This window comes from Anaerobacterium chartisolvens (assembly GCF_003337415.1).
Lineage (GTDB): Bacteria > Bacillota > Clostridia > Acetivibrionales > DSM-27016 > Anaerobacterium > Anaerobacterium chartisolvens.
Genome location: NZ_QPJT01000009.1, coordinates 26,721 through 42,761 on the forward strand (window position 1 = coordinate 26,721; position 16,041 = coordinate 42,761).

The following is a 16,041-nucleotide window of genomic DNA, read 5'->3' on the forward strand; positions in this document are numbered from 1 at the left end:
ATCTCCAAGGCCATTTAGCCACGGATTATGAGCTTCTGAGCAGCATTAATTCTCCCATGGATGTTAAAAAGCTTGATATAGGCCTTATGGAAAAGCTTGCATCTGAAATAAGAGGATTTCTGGTGGAAAAGGTTTCAAAAACAGGAGGCCATCTTGCCTCCAATCTTGGCATTGTAGAGGTAACTCTTGCTCTTCATAAGGTATTTGATACGCCCAGAGACAAAATAGTTTGGGATGTGGGACACCAGTCATATGTACATAAAATACTTACGGGAAGACGCGACAAGTTTGATCTTTTAAGACAGCTTTACGGCATTTCAGGCTTTCCAAAAACAAAGGAAAGTCCTCATGACTGCTTCAATACCGGCCACAGCAGCACGTCAATTTCCGCGGCACTGGGAATGGCAAGGGCCAGAGATATGAAAAAAGAGGATTATTCGGTGATTGCGGTAATAGGGGACGGCGCATTGACAGGCGGAATGGCCTTTGAGGCTCTTAATGATGCCGGAAGGTCACCTAATAACTTAATAGTTGTTTTAAACGACAATGAAATGTCCATATCCAAAAATGTAGGCGGAATGTCCAGATATTTAAGCAAGATACGGACAGAGCCTTTTTATTTTAAGTTTAAAGAGGAAATAGAGGCCATTTTAAATAAAATTCCCGCAATAGGCAAAAGTGCTTCAAAGGCTCTTAACAGAGCCAAGGGAACCATAAAATATATGATTATGCCGGGAATAATTTTTGAGGATTTGGGCTTTAAATACTTAGGCCCTATAAACGGGCATAATATTTCGGAAATGACAGATGTATTTTCACGTGCCAGGCTTATAAAGGGGCCGGTATTTATTCATATATGCACTCAAAAGGGTAAGGGATACGAGTTTGCAGAGGAAAAGCCGCATAAATTTCATGGAGTAGCTCCCTTCCGGATAGACACAGGCGAGCTCAAGGCCGGTTCCGGCTATGGATACTCCGATGTATTCGGAAGCACTCTGGTTGAGCTTGCGAATAAGGATCAAAGCATAGCGGCAATCACAGCTTCAATGACGCAGGGTACCGGCCTTGAGCAGTTTTCAAAGAGCTTTGGAAGCAGGTTTTTTGATGTGGGAATTGCCGAGCAGCATGCCGTCACATTTGCTGCGGGGCTTTCTCAAAACGGGTTAAAGCCGGTAGTTGCCATATACTCATCCTTTCTGCAGAGAGCATATGATCAGATACTGCATGATGTAGCCCTTCAGAATCTGCATGTGGTATTTGCCGTAGACAGGGCCGGCATAGTGGGGGAAGACGGGGAAACTCACCAGGGGCTGTATGACCTGTCTTTTTTAAGGCACATCCCCAACATGACAATACTTGCACCGTCGGACTACTTTGAAATGAAAAGTATGCTCCAATATGCCGTTATGGTACACCGGGGGCCTATTGCGATAAGGTATCCCAGAGGAAAGGGCCGGGAGAGGCTGGCGCCGGAGGTTGAAATACACTATGGCAAGGGTGTCAGAATTTGTGAGGGAGGCCATTTGACCATTATTTCCGCAGGCACCATGACAGATACCGCCATCACGCTGTCATCGCTGCTTAAGGCTTCGGGAGTGGAGTGTGACGTTATAAACGCAAGGTTTATAAAGCCTCTTGACGCAAAGCTTATAGCCGACTCCGCCAAAAAGACCCAAAGGGTTGTTGTTATAGAGGATAATACTATTATAGGAGGACTGGGAAGCGCGGTGCTGGAAATGCTGAGCTGCTGCGGAATAGCTGCTAAGACCAAGCTGTTTGCTTTTCCTGATATCCCTGTAATTCACGGTTCAAAAGGCGATTTAATTAAAAAGTACAGGCTGGACACAGAATCTCTGGCCTCTGAAATACTCAAATTTATGGCATAGCTGTGTCATTTAGGAAAGAAATGTCTTCCGAAATAATTTTCAACAAATTTCTTTCCACTGCCAATTTTAATATAATATAATGAATTTGCGGAGGACATGTGTTGGAAAAGGAACGCTTGGATATAATACTTGTTGACAGAGGATGCTTTAAAAGCAGGGAAAAGGCGCGAAGTGCCATAATGGCGGGTGTTGTCTATGTGAACGGAGAAAGAGAGGACAAGCCGGGATCAAAATTTAACACCGAAAGTAAAATTGAAATAAAGGAAAATATAAATCCTTATGTCAGCAGAGGAGGATTAAAGCTCAGAAAAGCGTTAGAAGAATTTTCTATAGACTTAGAGGGTAAAACAGCGATAGATGTAGGTGCCTCCACAGGAGGCTTTACAGACTGTATGCTGAAAAACGGAGCAGTCAGAGTATATTCAATTGATGTAGGCTACGGTCAGCTTGCCTGGGAGCTTAGAAACGACCGTAGGGTTGTTTGTATGGAGAGAACCAATATCAGGTATGTCAAGCAGGAGCAAATTGATTATATGGCTGATTTTGCTTCTATAGATGTATCCTTTATATCCCTTAAAAAGGTGCTGCCCGCCGTAAAGGAGCTTTTAAAGGACGACGGACACATTGTATGCCTCATAAAGCCTCAGTTTGAGGCCGGAAAGGATAAGGTGGGAAAGCATGGAGTTGTGAGAGAAGCCTCCGCCCACTATGAGGTAACGCAGGATATTGCGGACTTTGCTTTAAATAACGGCTTTAAGGTTATAAATGTTTCTTATTCTCCCATTAAAGGGCCCGAAGGCAATATTGAGTACCTGCTTCACTTGTCCAAGGACCCAGAGGCTCATAGCCTTCCCGAGTTGAATCAAGAGATTTTCAGTGCCGTAGAGAGGGCTCATGAAAATTTAATTTAAAAAAGTGCAAGGGTTTGTACTTTTTTTATTTATCGGATATAATTACAATGAATAAAAGGTAAGATTATACTTTGCTTTAACAAGGAGAAGCAAATGAAAACTATTGGAGTTATTACAAACAGGGATAAGGATCATGACCTTAAATATACGAGGATGCTCATAGATTGTATACTTGAAAAATCGGAGCTTGTGCGGGTAGCTTCAGATGCTGGAAAGGAATTGGGGCTTGAAGCCTCGGAAAATGATGATGATGTCATTTTCAACCAGTCGGATATAATAATTTGTCTGGGCGGAGACGGTACCTTTCTTAAGGTTGCCAGAAGAGCTTACTTAAAGGGAATACCCATACTTGGAATTAATCTGGGAAGTCTGGGCTTTTTAACCGAGGTTGAAAAATGCGAGATACATAACGCCGCAGACTTAATAATGGACGGGAAATACGACATAGAGGATAGAATGATGCTTGAGGCTACCATATGGGACGGCGATAAAATGATAGCCCGGGATTTTGCTCTTAACGACATAGTTATTTCGAGAGGGGCCCTTTCAAGGATACTCCACTTAAGGACATATATAAACGATGATTTTGTTGACAGCTTTCCCGGCGACGGGCTGATAGTCTCAAGCCCCACGGGTTCGACTGCTTACTCCCTTTCGGTTGGAGGCCCCATTGTAGAGCCTGATATAGATCTCATTATAGTAAGTCCCATATGCCCTCACATACTGTACTCAAGATCCTTCATAACCGCCGGAAGCCGTGTTGTCAAGGTTGTCGTTGAGGAGAACTACGGCCATGACGCCATGGTTACGGTGGACGGACAGATGGGCTATGAGATAAGAGGCGGCTTTAGAATAGAGGTTAGAAAGGCTGAACATTCAGTAAAGCTGGCGAAAATAACCTCCAGAAATTTTTTCAATATACTCAGAACTAAAATTTATGATAGAGGAGAGAGCCTGAGAAAAAATGAAGTACAGCAGACACGCTAAGATTCTGGAAATTATAGAAAAAAACATTATAGAAACCCAGGAAGAGCTCGCCGAAAAGCTCAAGAAAATGGGGACGGATGTTACCCAGGCCACTGTTTCGAGAGATATAAAGGAGCTGAGGCTGGTTAAGGTAATGACTGAGGACGGAAGGTATAAATACGCACCCCTTGTAAAGTCGGAAAACATAACATCCAATAAGCTCATGAATATTTTTTCCGAGTCTTATGCATCGAGTGATTATGCCAATAACATTGTTGTGGTTAAAACCCTTCCGGGCATGGCTCAGGCCGCTGCCTCGGCCATAGACTCGCTAAGGCAGACGGAAATAGTGGGGACTATTGCGGGAGACGACACTGTAATGATTGTTTGCAGGGCGGAGAAAATAGCAGAAGAGCTGGTAAACAGATTCAACAAAATGGCAAGGTAAGATCGGCGGACATACGGCAGAACCTTCAAAATATGGAGGCGGGGGTGGAGAAATATGTTAACTCAATTGCATATACATAATATTGCGTTAATCAACAGTGTCACCATTGAGCCGGGAAGCGGGCTAAATATTCTTACAGGAGAAACCGGGGCGGGAAAGTCCATCATTATTGATTCAATAAATGCTATTTTAGGTGGAAGGGTATCTAAAGAGCTTATAAGAACAGGGAAGGATAAGGCCTCTGTAGAGGCAGTGTTTAAGATGCCGGAGGGCAGGGTAAGCGATTTGCTTGAGAGCTACGGCATTGATGAAGAGGAAGACGGAACCTTGATTATATCGAGAGAGTTTACCGTCTCGGGCAAAAATACCTGCAGAATAAACGGCAGAATGGCTACGGTATCCATGCTGAAAAGCCTGGGGCAAAGAATGATAGACATACACGGGCAGCACGATAACCAGTCTCTTTTAAGGACGGAGGATCACATAGACATGCTGGATTCCTTCGGGGAGGAAGCCATCAAAAGGCTCCGGCAGGAATATTCCAGCTTGCTTCTTAAGTACAATGGCATAAAATCCAGACTTAAGGAGCTATCAGGTGATTTCGGACAGAGAGAGAGAAAAATAGATTTGCTGCAATTTCAGATAGACGAGATAAAAAAGGCCCGCTTAAAGCCGGGGGAAGAGCAGCAATTAAATAAGCAAAGATCGCTGCTTTCAAATTCGGGCAAAATTTCACAGGCCCTGTCACATGCCTATGAGCTTCTTTTCACGGGAAACGAAATAAAAGCTTCGGGCTGCGACAGCATAAACGAAGCCCTGACGGCGCTTAAGGGTATTTCGGGGCTTGACGGAAGGTTTGGAGATATCGCCTTAAGGCTTGAAGATATTTGCTATCAGCTTGAGGACATAACCAAGTGCATAAGAGATGAAAGGGACACCGTGGAGTATGACCCTGATTTGCTTGAGCATATTGAGGAAAGAATAGATGTTATACATAAGCTGGCTAAAAAGTATGGGCCTTCGGTAGAAGATATCCTTAGATACTGCGGGGGCATAGAGCAGGAGCTGGAGGATATAATACGCGGAGAGGAAATAATAAAGGAGCTGGAGCAAGAGCTAAAGAGCTTATCTAAGGGACTGCTTTCAATTGCTCACAGGCTTCACGACGAGAGGAATAAAGCGGCGCGGCTTTTGGAAAGGGAAATAGCAAAGGAACTGGAAGACCTTGAAATGAAGAAGGCAAAATTTAAGGTCAATATTGTCCTTGACGGACCGGAGGAATGTTCAGCAGAGGGTGCAATTGATATAAAATTTATGCAAAACGGTCTGGACAAGGTGGAATTTCTTATTTCCTCCAATCCGGGAGAGCCTTTAAAGCCTCTGTCCAAAATTGTTTCCGGGGGCGAAATGTCCAGAATAATGCTTGCGATTAAAACTATTCTGGCAAGTGAGGATAACGTTCCCACGTTGATATTTGATGAAATAGATACAGGTATCAGCGGAAGAGCCGCACAAAAGGTAGGAGAAAAGCTGTGCCTGATTTCCTCAAGGCATCAGGTGATTTGTGTTACCCATCTGGCACAGATAGCCTGTATGGCAGATCATAATTTCCTTATTGAAAAAATCACAGGGGAGAATACCGCCGAAACTGATATAAAGCCGTTGAAGGGTGTTGCGTTGAGGGATGAAATCGCCCGTATATTAGGAGGAGCCAGCATATCCTCCATAACGCTAAAGCATGCTGAGGAAATGCTTGCAAATTCCCGTGATTTTAAAAATAAATAAAAAACAATAAAAATAAAAGCATAAGAAGCAAGAGTTCTTCGTCAATGGGGGACTTTTGTTTTTTATGCTTTTATTTGCTTGAATAAATAGCTTTCTCTAAGGTTAACTTATCTTTAGTATGACGGACTTAAAAATAAAAAATGGGCGTGTATGTCTTTTTAACAACCATACGCAGGTATTTTTGCGCTATCAGCCCATTAAACTTCCTGACTACGACATCAAGGAGCGTGTAAGATAATGAACTTTACAGGAATTATTAGCGGTATAAAATCTTTAGGCAATCACAGGAAGAAATTTATTGTTTTTTTAATTGTATGCTTTCTGGTTATGCTTTTAAGCTATTTGAGAACAGTCTTTGCAGTACCGGGAGAAATGACGCTGCTAGAGGGTGAGGAGCATGTGATAGACTTAAAAAGCCCTTTTCTTGTAAGCATTAAGGCAGATAAGATAGGGGTTGTAAAGCTGAACGATGGTGAAATAGAAAAAAAGCAGGGCTATTTTAGGCTGTCATCTCCTCTTTTATTAAGGCCCCAAAAAAATGGAAGCGTTAGTCTCAATTTGAGAATATTAGGCGTTATACCCTTGAGAACAATAAAGGTAGATGTCGTACCAAATAAAAAAATTGCCGCATGTGGAAATACAATAGGAGTTAAGCTAAAAATAGACGGTATTCTTGTAATAGGAATTTCAGATGTTGAGACTATGGAAGAAAAAAGAATTACACCTGCCAAGCAGAGCGGCATTAAGCAGGGTGATTTGATAACGGAAATCAATAACACAAAGGTAAATAGTGTTAAGGAGCTTCTGGGGGAAATTGAAAAAAGCCGCGGTGAAAAAGTAGATATTAAGTATAAGCGTGGAAATAACCTGATGAGCGGCGAGATCCAACCTGTAAAGTCAGTTGATGATGAAAAGTACCGAATAGGTCTGTGGGTTCGGGAGAGTACCGCCGGAATAGGCACTATGACCTTTTACGATCCTGAAACGGGGTGCTTCGGGGCATTAGGGCACGGAATAGCCGATATAGATACCGGAGAGCTAATGCCTGTGCTTTCAGGTGAAATTTTAGAGTCTCAAATATTAACCATAAAGAAAGGCAAACAGGGAAATCCGGGGGAGCTTAGGGGAGTTTTTATAGAAGAAAACAAGCTGGGAACCATAAAAACCAATTGTGAGTATGGGATATACGGTGCATTTGACAGTAAATCTCTTAATAAAATATCCCACAGGCTTTATCCCATCGCTCTGAAATCGGATATCCGGGAGGGCCCTGCCACAATACTTTCCAATATCAGCGGAAAGGACGTTGAGGAATTTAAAATTGATATAATAAAGGTCAGCAGGCAAAACACAGAAGGAACTAAAGGAATGGTTATAAAAGTAACCGATAAAAAGCTTCTTAATAAAACAGGGGGAATCGTACAGGGAATGTCGGGGAGCCCCATACTGCAAAACGGAAAAATTGTTGGTGCCGTAACACATGTGCTGGTAAATGATCCAACCAGAGGATACGGTATTTTTATTGAGCGCATGGTTAAAAATGTGAACGGTGCCCATTCGGGAAAATTAAAAACTCTTGCAAAAGCGGGCTGAAAGCGGCGCAGCTCAAAGTATTTCCGCATAATTTCCTTTCGCCTAATTCCCGCAATAGCCTATAAATGCCGTTTTGCATGGAATCCATAGCTTTTTGTAAAAATTATGTGCATATAGCTATTATAGAAAAATTTTAAAGCATTTAAGACTTGTGCCGTTTTATTTAATAAATGCTTAAAAGTGCCACAAAATCTGTGTTTTGCAGATTGTAAAAAATTTTTTCAACTAAAAGCAGCAGCATTTTAAGAACAGTAAGATGTTAATAATGTTATTATTTACTAAATATTAGCAAATACGTCTTGAAATTTTGTCGAAAGCCAAATATAATAGTTATATGAAATTTATTCAAGGAAGTAAAATACAAAAAATAATAATTATTTACAAACGTTAAGGGGGAGTGTTATTTTGTTAGGGAAAAAAATACAGGTAGTCATCGCTGATGACAATAGGGAATTTGGAGATATTCTCTGTGAATACCTGAACAGTCAAAATGATATTGAAGTCATCGGAGTGGCTCGTGATGGACTTGAGGCATTTGAGCTAATTACCTCTAAAACACCTGATATAGCTGTTTTGGATATAATTATGCCTCACCTTGACGGATTGGGGGTGCTGGAAAAGACCAATGCAACGCATATGAGCAAGAGGCCTCTTTTTATTATTCTTTCTGCGGTAGGTCAGGACAAGATAACCCAAAGAGCTCTGGCACTTGGTGCCGAATATTACGTCGTCAAGCCGTTTGACATGGACATACTTGTATCGAGAATAAGGCAGCTCAAGGACATAAATCAGGCAGTTGTAGTAAGACCCGAGTATACAATGGAATCAAGGCCCCATCACCATTCTTCCGGCTCCAGAAACGTTGAGGTGGAGGTTACAAGCATAATGCACGAAATAGGGGTGCCCGCGCACATAAAAGGATATCAGTATTTAAGAGATGCAATCATGATGGTTATTAAGGATCTCGACATTATCAACTCCATAACAAAGCAGCTTTATCCAAGCATTGCCAAGGAATACAACACAACCCCCAGCAGAGTTGAAAGGGCAATAAGACATGCCATTGAGGTGGCATGGAGCAGAGGCCAGGTTGAGGCAATAGACGCCCTTTTCGGATATACTGTAAGCACGGGTAAGGGAAAGCCGACAAACTCTGAGTTTATTGCAATGGTAGCGGATAAATTAAGATTGGAGCTAAAGGTAAGCTGATTACATATCCCCCTGTGTTTTTTTACATGGGGGGTTTTCAGGCTCTTCCAAGATGCATAAATAATTGAGCATAGGCCCTTTGAGTCGGCATAGCCTTTAAAAGGATTTCTTCTTTTTGTCTGATTTATGCTTGTCATAAATGGTCTTTTGATATTCAAGAATAATTTTATCCAGCTTTTTGCTTGCGGCCAGTACTTCTTTGCTGTCTAAAGGCTTATCCATGCTTATTAACTTTTCGAGACGCTTTTTAGCTTTTTCAAGCTCTTTCAACAAATTCATCAATTATTCCTCTATTATGTATTTAAATAAATATTATACCAACCCTGTATTTATTTAATCGGAATAATCGCATGTAAAATAAACTAGTTTAATATTAACATTTTATGAATATTTTCAACATCAATTTAACAGAAAAAGGATTCCCGTATCAAATATATAACAAGGAACCCCTATTCTTTATTTTGAATTTTTTTAAAAAGCTTTTTTAAAAAATCCGCGCTTATTTAAAAAGTCTTTTAAAGAAGCCGCGCTTGTTTTTTTCTCTCCAATTTCCTATACAACGGTCTACCTCCGAAAAGTGCTTTTCCATCTTATTCTCAAGCCTTCTCATGCTGTTCTCAACACAGGCCCCCAGCTCAAGCTTTGTTTTACTGATTTCAGTGGTAATATGATCCCTTGTAGACGACAGCTCAGAGGCCATGCCCGAAGTAAGCTGCTCCTTAAATTCCTCAAAAAATTCTCTTATGTCTTTTGAATTATCGGACTGGTTAAAGGGTACCACCGAAAAGGAATCCTCATTGAGTACGACAGGAGGCGATTCTACTGCAATCTCTGCCTGCAGCACCTTTTTTATTGCCTTTATTTCAAGGCCCTCACTCCTCATTTTTTTAATCTGATACATTATATTTGCATATTCAGGAGTATAATACCTCCTTCCCCTCTCATCCTTAGGTACCTTTAGATTGAATTCCTTTTCATAGTATCTTAAGGCATGATCGGTAATTTCAAGACGTTCACTGAGCTCTGTTATCGTATATCTATCCTTTAGTATCTCCACAACATTTCCTCCCAAATAAAATCTGTTATTTAAGAATAAAAATTGTATAATAATTGCTAAAATAATATTGTCAGTATACATGATAACATTTATGTAAAATAATGTAAATAAAAAACTTATTATTTTCTTAATATTTCCAAAAGGTTTTTTATGTCCTTGGGAAGGGGAGCAGCAAGCTCGGTGACTTTTTTAGAAAAAGGATGAATAAAGCACACCTTGTATGAGTGAAGTGCCTGACGGTCTGCCACACCTGCCGGAAGGCAGGGCGACCCGGGCTCGGTCATAATATGCGGGTATAAGCTGTCTCCCACAATGGGGTGGCCTATGGCCTGGCAATGAACCCTTATCTGGTGGGTTCTTCCTGTCTCAAGCTTAAACCTTAGCAAAGAGAAATTATTCAGGCTCTCCAGTACGGAATAATGTGTCACAGAGGGCATCCCGGAGGGGGCTATATGCCTTGTGATTATACTTCCCGGCTTCCGGTCTATGGGAAGGTCTATAGTGCCTTCCGCTTGCTCCATATTTCCATACACCACTCCCATATATTCCTTTGAAAAGGTTTTATCCTTCATCTGCCTTATTAACGCCTCCTGCACGAAAGGATTTTTTGCAAAAACTATTATCCCGGAGGTGTCTCTGTCCAACCTGCTTACGGGACGAATCTTTTTAAATTCCCCCTTCTGCCTTAAATAATAGCATACGGCATTTGCAACAGTCCCCGAAGGATAATTGAAGGTTGGATGAACAACCATATGCGGCGGCTTGTCGAGAGCTATCATCCATTCGTCTTCAAATATGATATTGATGCCGAGGTTTTGGGGGATTATATCCTCCGACTCTTCGGTAAAATCCATTAAAACCTCTATTATATCTCCGTTTTTTACCATAGAGTTTACGTATGCCGGGGCTGAATTACATAATATACCTCCTGAGTTCTTCAGCCTTTTTATAAATCTTTCAGACAATTCAATTATATTTTTCAAAATAAATTTTACCGTTTTACCTGAGTGCTGCTCATCTACAATATATTTAATGTTCAAAATTAATCACCGATATTGATAGTATAATATATTTCCTGTAAAAGCAAGGGGAGAAGATATAGGCCTAAATACCTAAAAATAGGGCTGCCGAAAGAATATTATTGAAATAAGCATAAAGGTCGTATAAAATTATTGCAGACATATAATACGAAGCGAGGACAATTTAAATGAATTTTAAGTCTCAGGCGTTTTTGAAAAATGAATTTGGAATTGACGAAAGCATTATAAAGCTCTCCAACAGCTCTGAAAAGGCTATTGCCGATGTTGTGGGAAGCATTGATTCAATAAGGGAATACAATCAGTTCAAGGTAATAAGCGCAATGCAAAAAAACAATGTGAGCGAAACACATTTCTCTGGAACAACGGGCTATGGATATGATGACAGGGGCAGGGAAATACTGGACTTAGTCTATGCGGATGTTTTTAAAGCAGAGGCCGCGCTTGTAAGGCACCAGATAGTATCGGGAACACAGGCTCTTGCCATATGCATGTACGGTGTTTTAAGGCCGGGGGACGAGCTGCTGTCTGTTACGGGAAAGCCATATGACACACTTGAGGAGGTTATAGGGCTAAGGGGAACGGGAGGAGGCTCTCTTGGGGAGTTCGGAATTTCATACAGACAGGTTGATTTGCTTGCCGACGGAGGAATGGATTTTGAGGGTATTAAAAACGCGGTGGGTACAAACACAAGGCTGGTGCTCATTCAACGCTCAAAGGGCTATGGCTGGAGGCCCTCTTTAAACATATCCGATATACGAAAGGCTGTCGAATATATAAAGAGCATTAAGAAGGACGCCGTTATACTTATAGACAATTGCTATGGAGAATTTACAGAGGAAATGGAGCCTGTTGAGGCGGGAGCCGATTTGGTTGCCGGATCTCTTATAAAGAATCCCGGCGGGGGGCTTGCTCCGACAGGGGGATATGTTGCAGGGAAAAAAGCGCTTGTGGAAAAAGCGGCATACAGGCTTACAACTCCCGGATTAGGTAAAAAGGTTGGCTCCACTCTGGGCCATTCCAGGCTTCTATTCCAGGGGCTGTTCATGGCTCCTCATACAGTGGCGGAAAGCCTTAAGGGCGCTGTTTACTGTGCTGCGCTGATGGAAAAGCTGGGATTTGAAACCTCGCCTGCATGGGATGAGAAAAGAGGAGATATAATACAAGCCATAAAGTTTGGCAATCCCGACAGCCTCGTGGCATTTTGCCAGGGGATACAAAAGGGCTCGGCCGTTGACGCATTTGTTACTCCCCAGCCATGGGACATGCCGGGATATGATTGCCCGGTAATAATGGCGGCGGGGGCTTTTATACAGGGCTCGTCAATAGAGCTGAGTGCCGACGCGCCGATGAAGCCTCCCTATATAGCCTATATGCAGGGCGGACTGGTTTATGAGCATGTAAAGCTCGGTGTACTGATATCTTTGCAGATGATGCTGGACAGAGGAATAATTAAGATATAAGGGGTTCCTATGAAAGCAGAAGAGGGAAAAGAAAAAAAAATATCCAAAATAAAAATAGGGAGCTTCCTGATTATAATGTTTCTCTTAGTTTACGTTCCGTCTCTCATGCACTGGGTATACGGGAGGGAAATAAATACCGACGTTATAAAGATAGGAACTCTCGAGGAGTCGGTTAATAGCGAAGCCTTCTTTATAAGGGACGAAGATGTATTAAAATCATCCTCTGATGGCATCTGCATACCCGAGGCGGAGGAGGGGAATAAAATACCGGCTAATTTCAGTGTGGCTACCGTTGTTGGGGAAAGCTCCGAAAATCTTTTGACTGCTTTGAAGCAGAAGGACATTGAAATAATAAAGGCGCAGCAGGAAAAAAATAAAAACAAAAAAATTTTTTCCAGTGATATAATTAAAATAGAGGGTGAAATAGATACTAAAATAAGAGAGATGGTAAAGGTAAGCAGAAGCAACAATATCCCCGAGAGTGATGAAATCAGGCTTCAGATAAATTCTCTGATTCAAAAGAAGGCGGCCATAAATGGGGATACTGGAAGCGCGGATGCCCATATGAATTCGCTGAAGCAGCAAAAAAACGCTTTGCAGGCTGAGATTAGAGCAGGCACGAAGGTTATAAGGTCAAAATCACCGGGAATAATATCATATGTGGTTGACGGTTATGAGGAAATATTGACCAGGGACTTTATAAAGGAGCTCACGCCGGGGTTCCTTGAAGGGATCAAAACTCAGTACTCAGTTAATAATATTAATGGAAAAAGGCTTGAGGCGGGAAAGCCTTTTGCAAAAATAATAAAGGATATAGAGTTTTATATGGCGGCGGCTGTTACACCTGATGAGGCCGCCATATTCAAGCAGGGAGACACCGTAAGCGTGAGAATGAATGAAATAAATAAAACAGTAAAGGGGAAAATAGAATATATTTCAGCAAATAAAGAGGGAAAGCGTATAATAGCCGTAAAGGTAAGCGAGGGGATGAGCGAAACCGCAGCTTTGAGGAAAACAAATATAGATATTATATCCAGATACTATGAGGGGTATAAGGTTCCCTTAAGCAGTCTAAGGGATGCGGATTATTCCTCTATGACGGCTTCAATAGTTCTGGTAAAGGCAAGCTGCGCCGTTATAAGGCCGGTAAAAATTGTAGGCAGAAATGATGATTTTGCAGTTATAACCAATATAGAGGAAAAGAGTAAAAGCAATATGGGCTTGTATGACGTATATGTATGCAGGCCTGGAAATATTCAAGAGGGGCAGGCGATAGGTCAATGATGGGTGACTCGGATATCATAAGGAATAATATATCGGATATCATAAAAAGAGTGGGAGCAGCTGCTGAGAAGAGCGGAAGGACTGCCGGGGAAATTCACATTATAGCTGTTTCAAAAACAATAGAACCTGAAAGAATCGTTACGGCTGTTGACTGCGGTATGACTGAGCTGGGAGAAAACAGGGTTCAGGAATTGTGCGAAAAGTACGATAAGATAGATAGGGAATGCCATTGGCATTTGATAGGCCATCTTCAGACAAATAAGGTAAAGTATATTATCGACAGGGTAAAGCTGATACATTCCGTTGACAGGGCCGAGCTTGCAGAGGAAATACAGCAGAGAGCGAAGAAAATAGACAGGCCGGCAGACATACTTATACAAGTCAATGTGTCGGGTGAAGGGTCAAAATACGGTATTTCCCCCGACGGCGTTATGGATTTTGTAAAGGCTATCGCATCCCACAGCCACTTAAGGGTTAAGGGACTGATGACTATGGCTCCTTTTACCGACAACCCGGAGGAAGTAAGATATGTTTTTAGAGACTTAAATAAAATATTTATTGACATAAAGAAGGAAAATATTGATAATATAGATATGCGTTACATTTCAATGGGAATGAGCAATGATTTTGAGGTGGCGATTGAAGAAGGAGCAAATATGGTGAGGATAGGCACCGCCATATTCGGGCGAAGAGCATAAAATAATTTTTGCTGTTAATTAAAAATATAAAAAATATATTAGAATATTAAAGGTTTACTAAGGAAAAACAGGGAGGATTAAGCTTATGGCAAAATTGTTTGACAAGGTTCTTAATTTTGTAGGCTGGGAGGCTGAAGAAGAGGAGGAAATAATTGAAGATCAGGATTTGGTGAAGGATCAGGTGCTGCATCCTCAATTCTCGCCGCTGTCTTCTAAAAAGCAGCAGAGCAAGGTGGTAAATATTCATTCCGCATCTCAGTTCAAAGTGGTGATTATGCAGCCGGAGAATTTTGATGATGCTCAGGACATATGTGATCATCTCAAAAACAAAAAGCCTGTGGTAGTAAATCTTGAGCAGGTTGAAAAGGAATGCGCCCAGAGAATAATTGATTTCTTAAGCGGTTCCATATATGCGCTGGACGGGACAATTCAGAAGGTAGCGGCGGGAATTTTTGTTATAGCTCCTAACAATGTGGATGTGATGGGTGATTTTAAAGACGAGCTCAGAAATAAAGGCGCTTCCTTTCCCTGGGCTAAATAACGGAGGTAATTAATGACGGACTTGATTGGTACTGCTGTAAAATTGATTCTGGTATTTATTCAGTATGCAATACTTGCCAGAGTAATAATATCCTGGCTTCCCATTCCAAAGGACAACAAGGTAATAAGACTTCTGTATCAGCTTACGGAGCCTATCCTTGCTCCTATAAGGGGCCTTATAGAAAGGTCGGCCGCGGGGAGAAACATGATGCTTGATTTTTCTCCCATAATTGCTTTTTTATTAATAAGCGTGCTGAGAAATATGCTTGACAGATTTTTATAATGGATTGGACACACAATGATTAAAAAGGAGCTTATTTTAAAGAGCATTTCAAAGCTTGAAGACAAGCTGCTGGTGTCAAAAGTTCTGGATAAGGTTGCTAAATCCGAAGCTGCAAACAGTTATGCGCATTCGGATTTTCTCGATCCTTATCAAAGAAGTCTTGTACACGGGGCTTTAGAGCATATAAAGGGGCTCCGGTATACCTTTTGGGGCGGCTATGACGGGGCCGAAAGAGCCATAGTGGTTTTTCACCCTGATTTTGCGTATGAAGATGAAATGCATGACCAAAATCCCCTAAGGCTTTTAACAATAGCTGATAAAAGCAGGGAGGAGCTTTCTCACAGAGACTATCTGGGGGCTCTCATGTCTCTGGGTATAAAAAGAGAAAAAATAGGAGATATTGTTGTGAGGAAGGATGAGCGGGAGAACTCATGCAGCGTGATTGTGCTGAGTGATATTGCGGATTACATATGCTATAATTTGTCAAGAATAGGCAGGGCAAGGGTTAGCGTCAGCGTTGAGGATACTGTTAATATGGAGGATGCTCAAAAGAGGGTAAAGGAAATTAACGCTACGGTAGCATCGTTAAGGCTTGATTGCGTCGCAAGTGCGGGCTTTGGTATATCAAGAAGCAAGATCTGCGATTATATAAGGGCAGAAAGGGTAAATCTCAATTGGGAAATGAGCAGCAGTCCGACAAAGCAGGTCAAGCAGGGAGATATAATATCAATTAGGGGGCAGGGGCGCGTTGCCGTTGAGGACATCGGAGGAAATACCAGAAAGGACAGAATAAGGGTTTTTCTTAAAAAGTTTGTTTAATTTTAGAATTTAACGGCTTATAGAAAATTTTAGTAACAATTTATATTCCCATATGGAATTTT

The 16,041-nt window shown here is 41.6% G+C and carries 16 protein-coding genes; 13 read left to right on the forward strand and 3 right to left on the reverse strand.

Features of this window, described 5'->3' with window-relative positions; translation table 11 throughout:
• The first annotated feature begins 35 nt into the window (after positions 1-35).
• From dxs to spo0A, 7 genes are all read left to right on the forward strand, one after another.
• The gene (gene dxs, locus DFR58_RS09155; RefSeq protein ID WP_114297665.1) at positions 36-1,886 is read left to right on the forward strand and encodes a 1-deoxy-D-xylulose-5-phosphate synthase; all 1,851 of its coding nucleotides are present in this window, start codon (positions 36-38) and stop codon (positions 1,884-1,886) included.
• Between the two features lie 101 nt (positions 1,887-1,987).
• Positions 1,988-2,797 (forward strand): TlyA family RNA methyltransferase, encoded by an 810-nt coding sequence (locus DFR58_RS09160; RefSeq protein ID WP_114297542.1) that lies wholly within the window; start codon positions 1,988-1,990, stop codon positions 2,795-2,797.
• 93 nt (positions 2,798-2,890) lie between these two features.
• Complete coding sequence (locus tag DFR58_RS09165; protein ID WP_114297543.1) at positions 2,891-3,784, forward strand: NAD(+)/NADH kinase; 894 nt, start codon at positions 2,891-2,893, stop codon at positions 3,782-3,784.
• Positions 3,762-4,211 carry an arginine repressor gene (locus DFR58_RS09170; RefSeq protein ID WP_114297544.1) on the forward strand — a complete coding sequence of 150 codons (450 nt, stop codon included), beginning with the start codon at positions 3,762-3,764 and terminating at the stop codon, positions 4,209-4,211. The genes DFR58_RS09165 and DFR58_RS09170 overlap by 23 nt, the downstream gene beginning before the upstream one ends.
• A gap of 54 nt (positions 4,212-4,265) precedes the next feature.
• Positions 4,266-5,996 (forward strand): DNA repair protein RecN, encoded by a 1,731-nt coding sequence (recN, locus tag DFR58_RS09175; RefSeq protein ID WP_114297545.1) that lies wholly within the window; start codon positions 4,266-4,268, stop codon positions 5,994-5,996.
• Between the two features lie 237 nt (positions 5,997-6,233).
• Positions 6,234-7,589, forward strand: coding sequence for a SpoIVB peptidase (gene spoIVB, locus DFR58_RS09180; RefSeq protein ID WP_114297546.1), 1,356 nt, complete (start codon positions 6,234-6,236; stop codon positions 7,587-7,589).
• A gap of 405 nt (positions 7,590-7,994) precedes the next feature.
• On the forward strand, positions 7,995-8,798 hold the full coding sequence (spo0A, locus tag DFR58_RS09185) for a sporulation transcription factor Spo0A (protein ID WP_114297547.1): 804 nt from the start codon (positions 7,995-7,997) through the stop codon (positions 8,796-8,798).
• A 96-nt stretch (positions 8,799-8,894) separates the two neighbouring features.
• On the opposite strand, the gene DFR58_RS09190 is transcribed toward spo0A, so the two are convergent.
• The 3 genes from DFR58_RS09190 to DFR58_RS09200 all read right to left on the reverse strand — a co-directional run bounded on the left by DFR58_RS09190 (position 8,895) and on the right by DFR58_RS09200 (position 10,895).
• Complete coding sequence (locus DFR58_RS09190; protein WP_114297548.1) at positions 8,895-9,077, reverse strand: aspartyl-phosphate phosphatase Spo0E family protein; 183 nt, start codon at positions 9,075-9,077, stop codon at positions 8,895-8,897.
• Between the two features lie 220 nt (positions 9,078-9,297).
• On the reverse strand, positions 9,298-9,855 hold the full coding sequence (locus DFR58_RS09195; protein WP_114297549.1) for a MerR family transcriptional regulator: 558 nt from the start codon (positions 9,853-9,855) through the stop codon (positions 9,298-9,300).
• A gap of 119 nt (positions 9,856-9,974) precedes the next feature.
• Entirely contained in the window at positions 9,975-10,895 is a 921-nt protein-coding gene (locus DFR58_RS09200; RefSeq protein ID WP_114297550.1) for an RluA family pseudouridine synthase, read from the reverse strand.
• Between the two features lie 167 nt (positions 10,896-11,062).
• On the opposite strand from DFR58_RS09200, the gene DFR58_RS09205 reads away from it, so the two are divergent.
• The 6 genes from DFR58_RS09205 to DFR58_RS09230 all read left to right on the forward strand — a co-directional run bounded on the left by DFR58_RS09205 (position 11,063) and on the right by DFR58_RS09230 (position 15,979).
• Entirely contained in the window at positions 11,063-12,355 is a 1,293-nt protein-coding gene (locus tag DFR58_RS09205) for a methionine gamma-lyase family protein (protein WP_114297551.1), read from the forward strand.
• A 9-nt stretch (positions 12,356-12,364) separates the two neighbouring features.
• A complete protein-coding gene (locus DFR58_RS09210) occupies positions 12,365-13,639 on the forward strand; it encodes a biotin/lipoyl attachment domain-containing protein (protein ID WP_114297552.1) in 1,275 nt (424 codons plus the stop codon).
• Positions 13,636-14,337, forward strand: a complete 702-nt coding sequence (locus tag DFR58_RS09215; protein ID WP_207659198.1) for a YggS family pyridoxal phosphate-dependent enzyme — start codon at positions 13,636-13,638, stop codon at positions 14,335-14,337. Before DFR58_RS09210 ends, DFR58_RS09215 begins: the two co-directional genes overlap by 4 nt.
• A gap of 85 nt (positions 14,338-14,422) precedes the next feature.
• Entirely contained in the window at positions 14,423-14,878 is a 456-nt protein-coding gene (locus DFR58_RS09220) for a cell division protein SepF (protein ID WP_114297553.1), read from the forward strand.
• 12 nt (positions 14,879-14,890) lie between these two features.
• On the forward strand, positions 14,891-15,160 hold the full coding sequence (locus DFR58_RS09225) for a YggT family protein (protein WP_114297554.1): 270 nt from the start codon (positions 14,891-14,893) through the stop codon (positions 15,158-15,160).
• Positions 15,161-15,175: 15 nt separating this feature from the next.
• Positions 15,176-15,979, forward strand: coding sequence for a YlmH family RNA-binding protein (locus tag DFR58_RS09230; protein WP_114297555.1), 804 nt, complete (start codon positions 15,176-15,178; stop codon positions 15,977-15,979).
• Positions 15,980-16,041 lie beyond the last annotated feature (62 nt).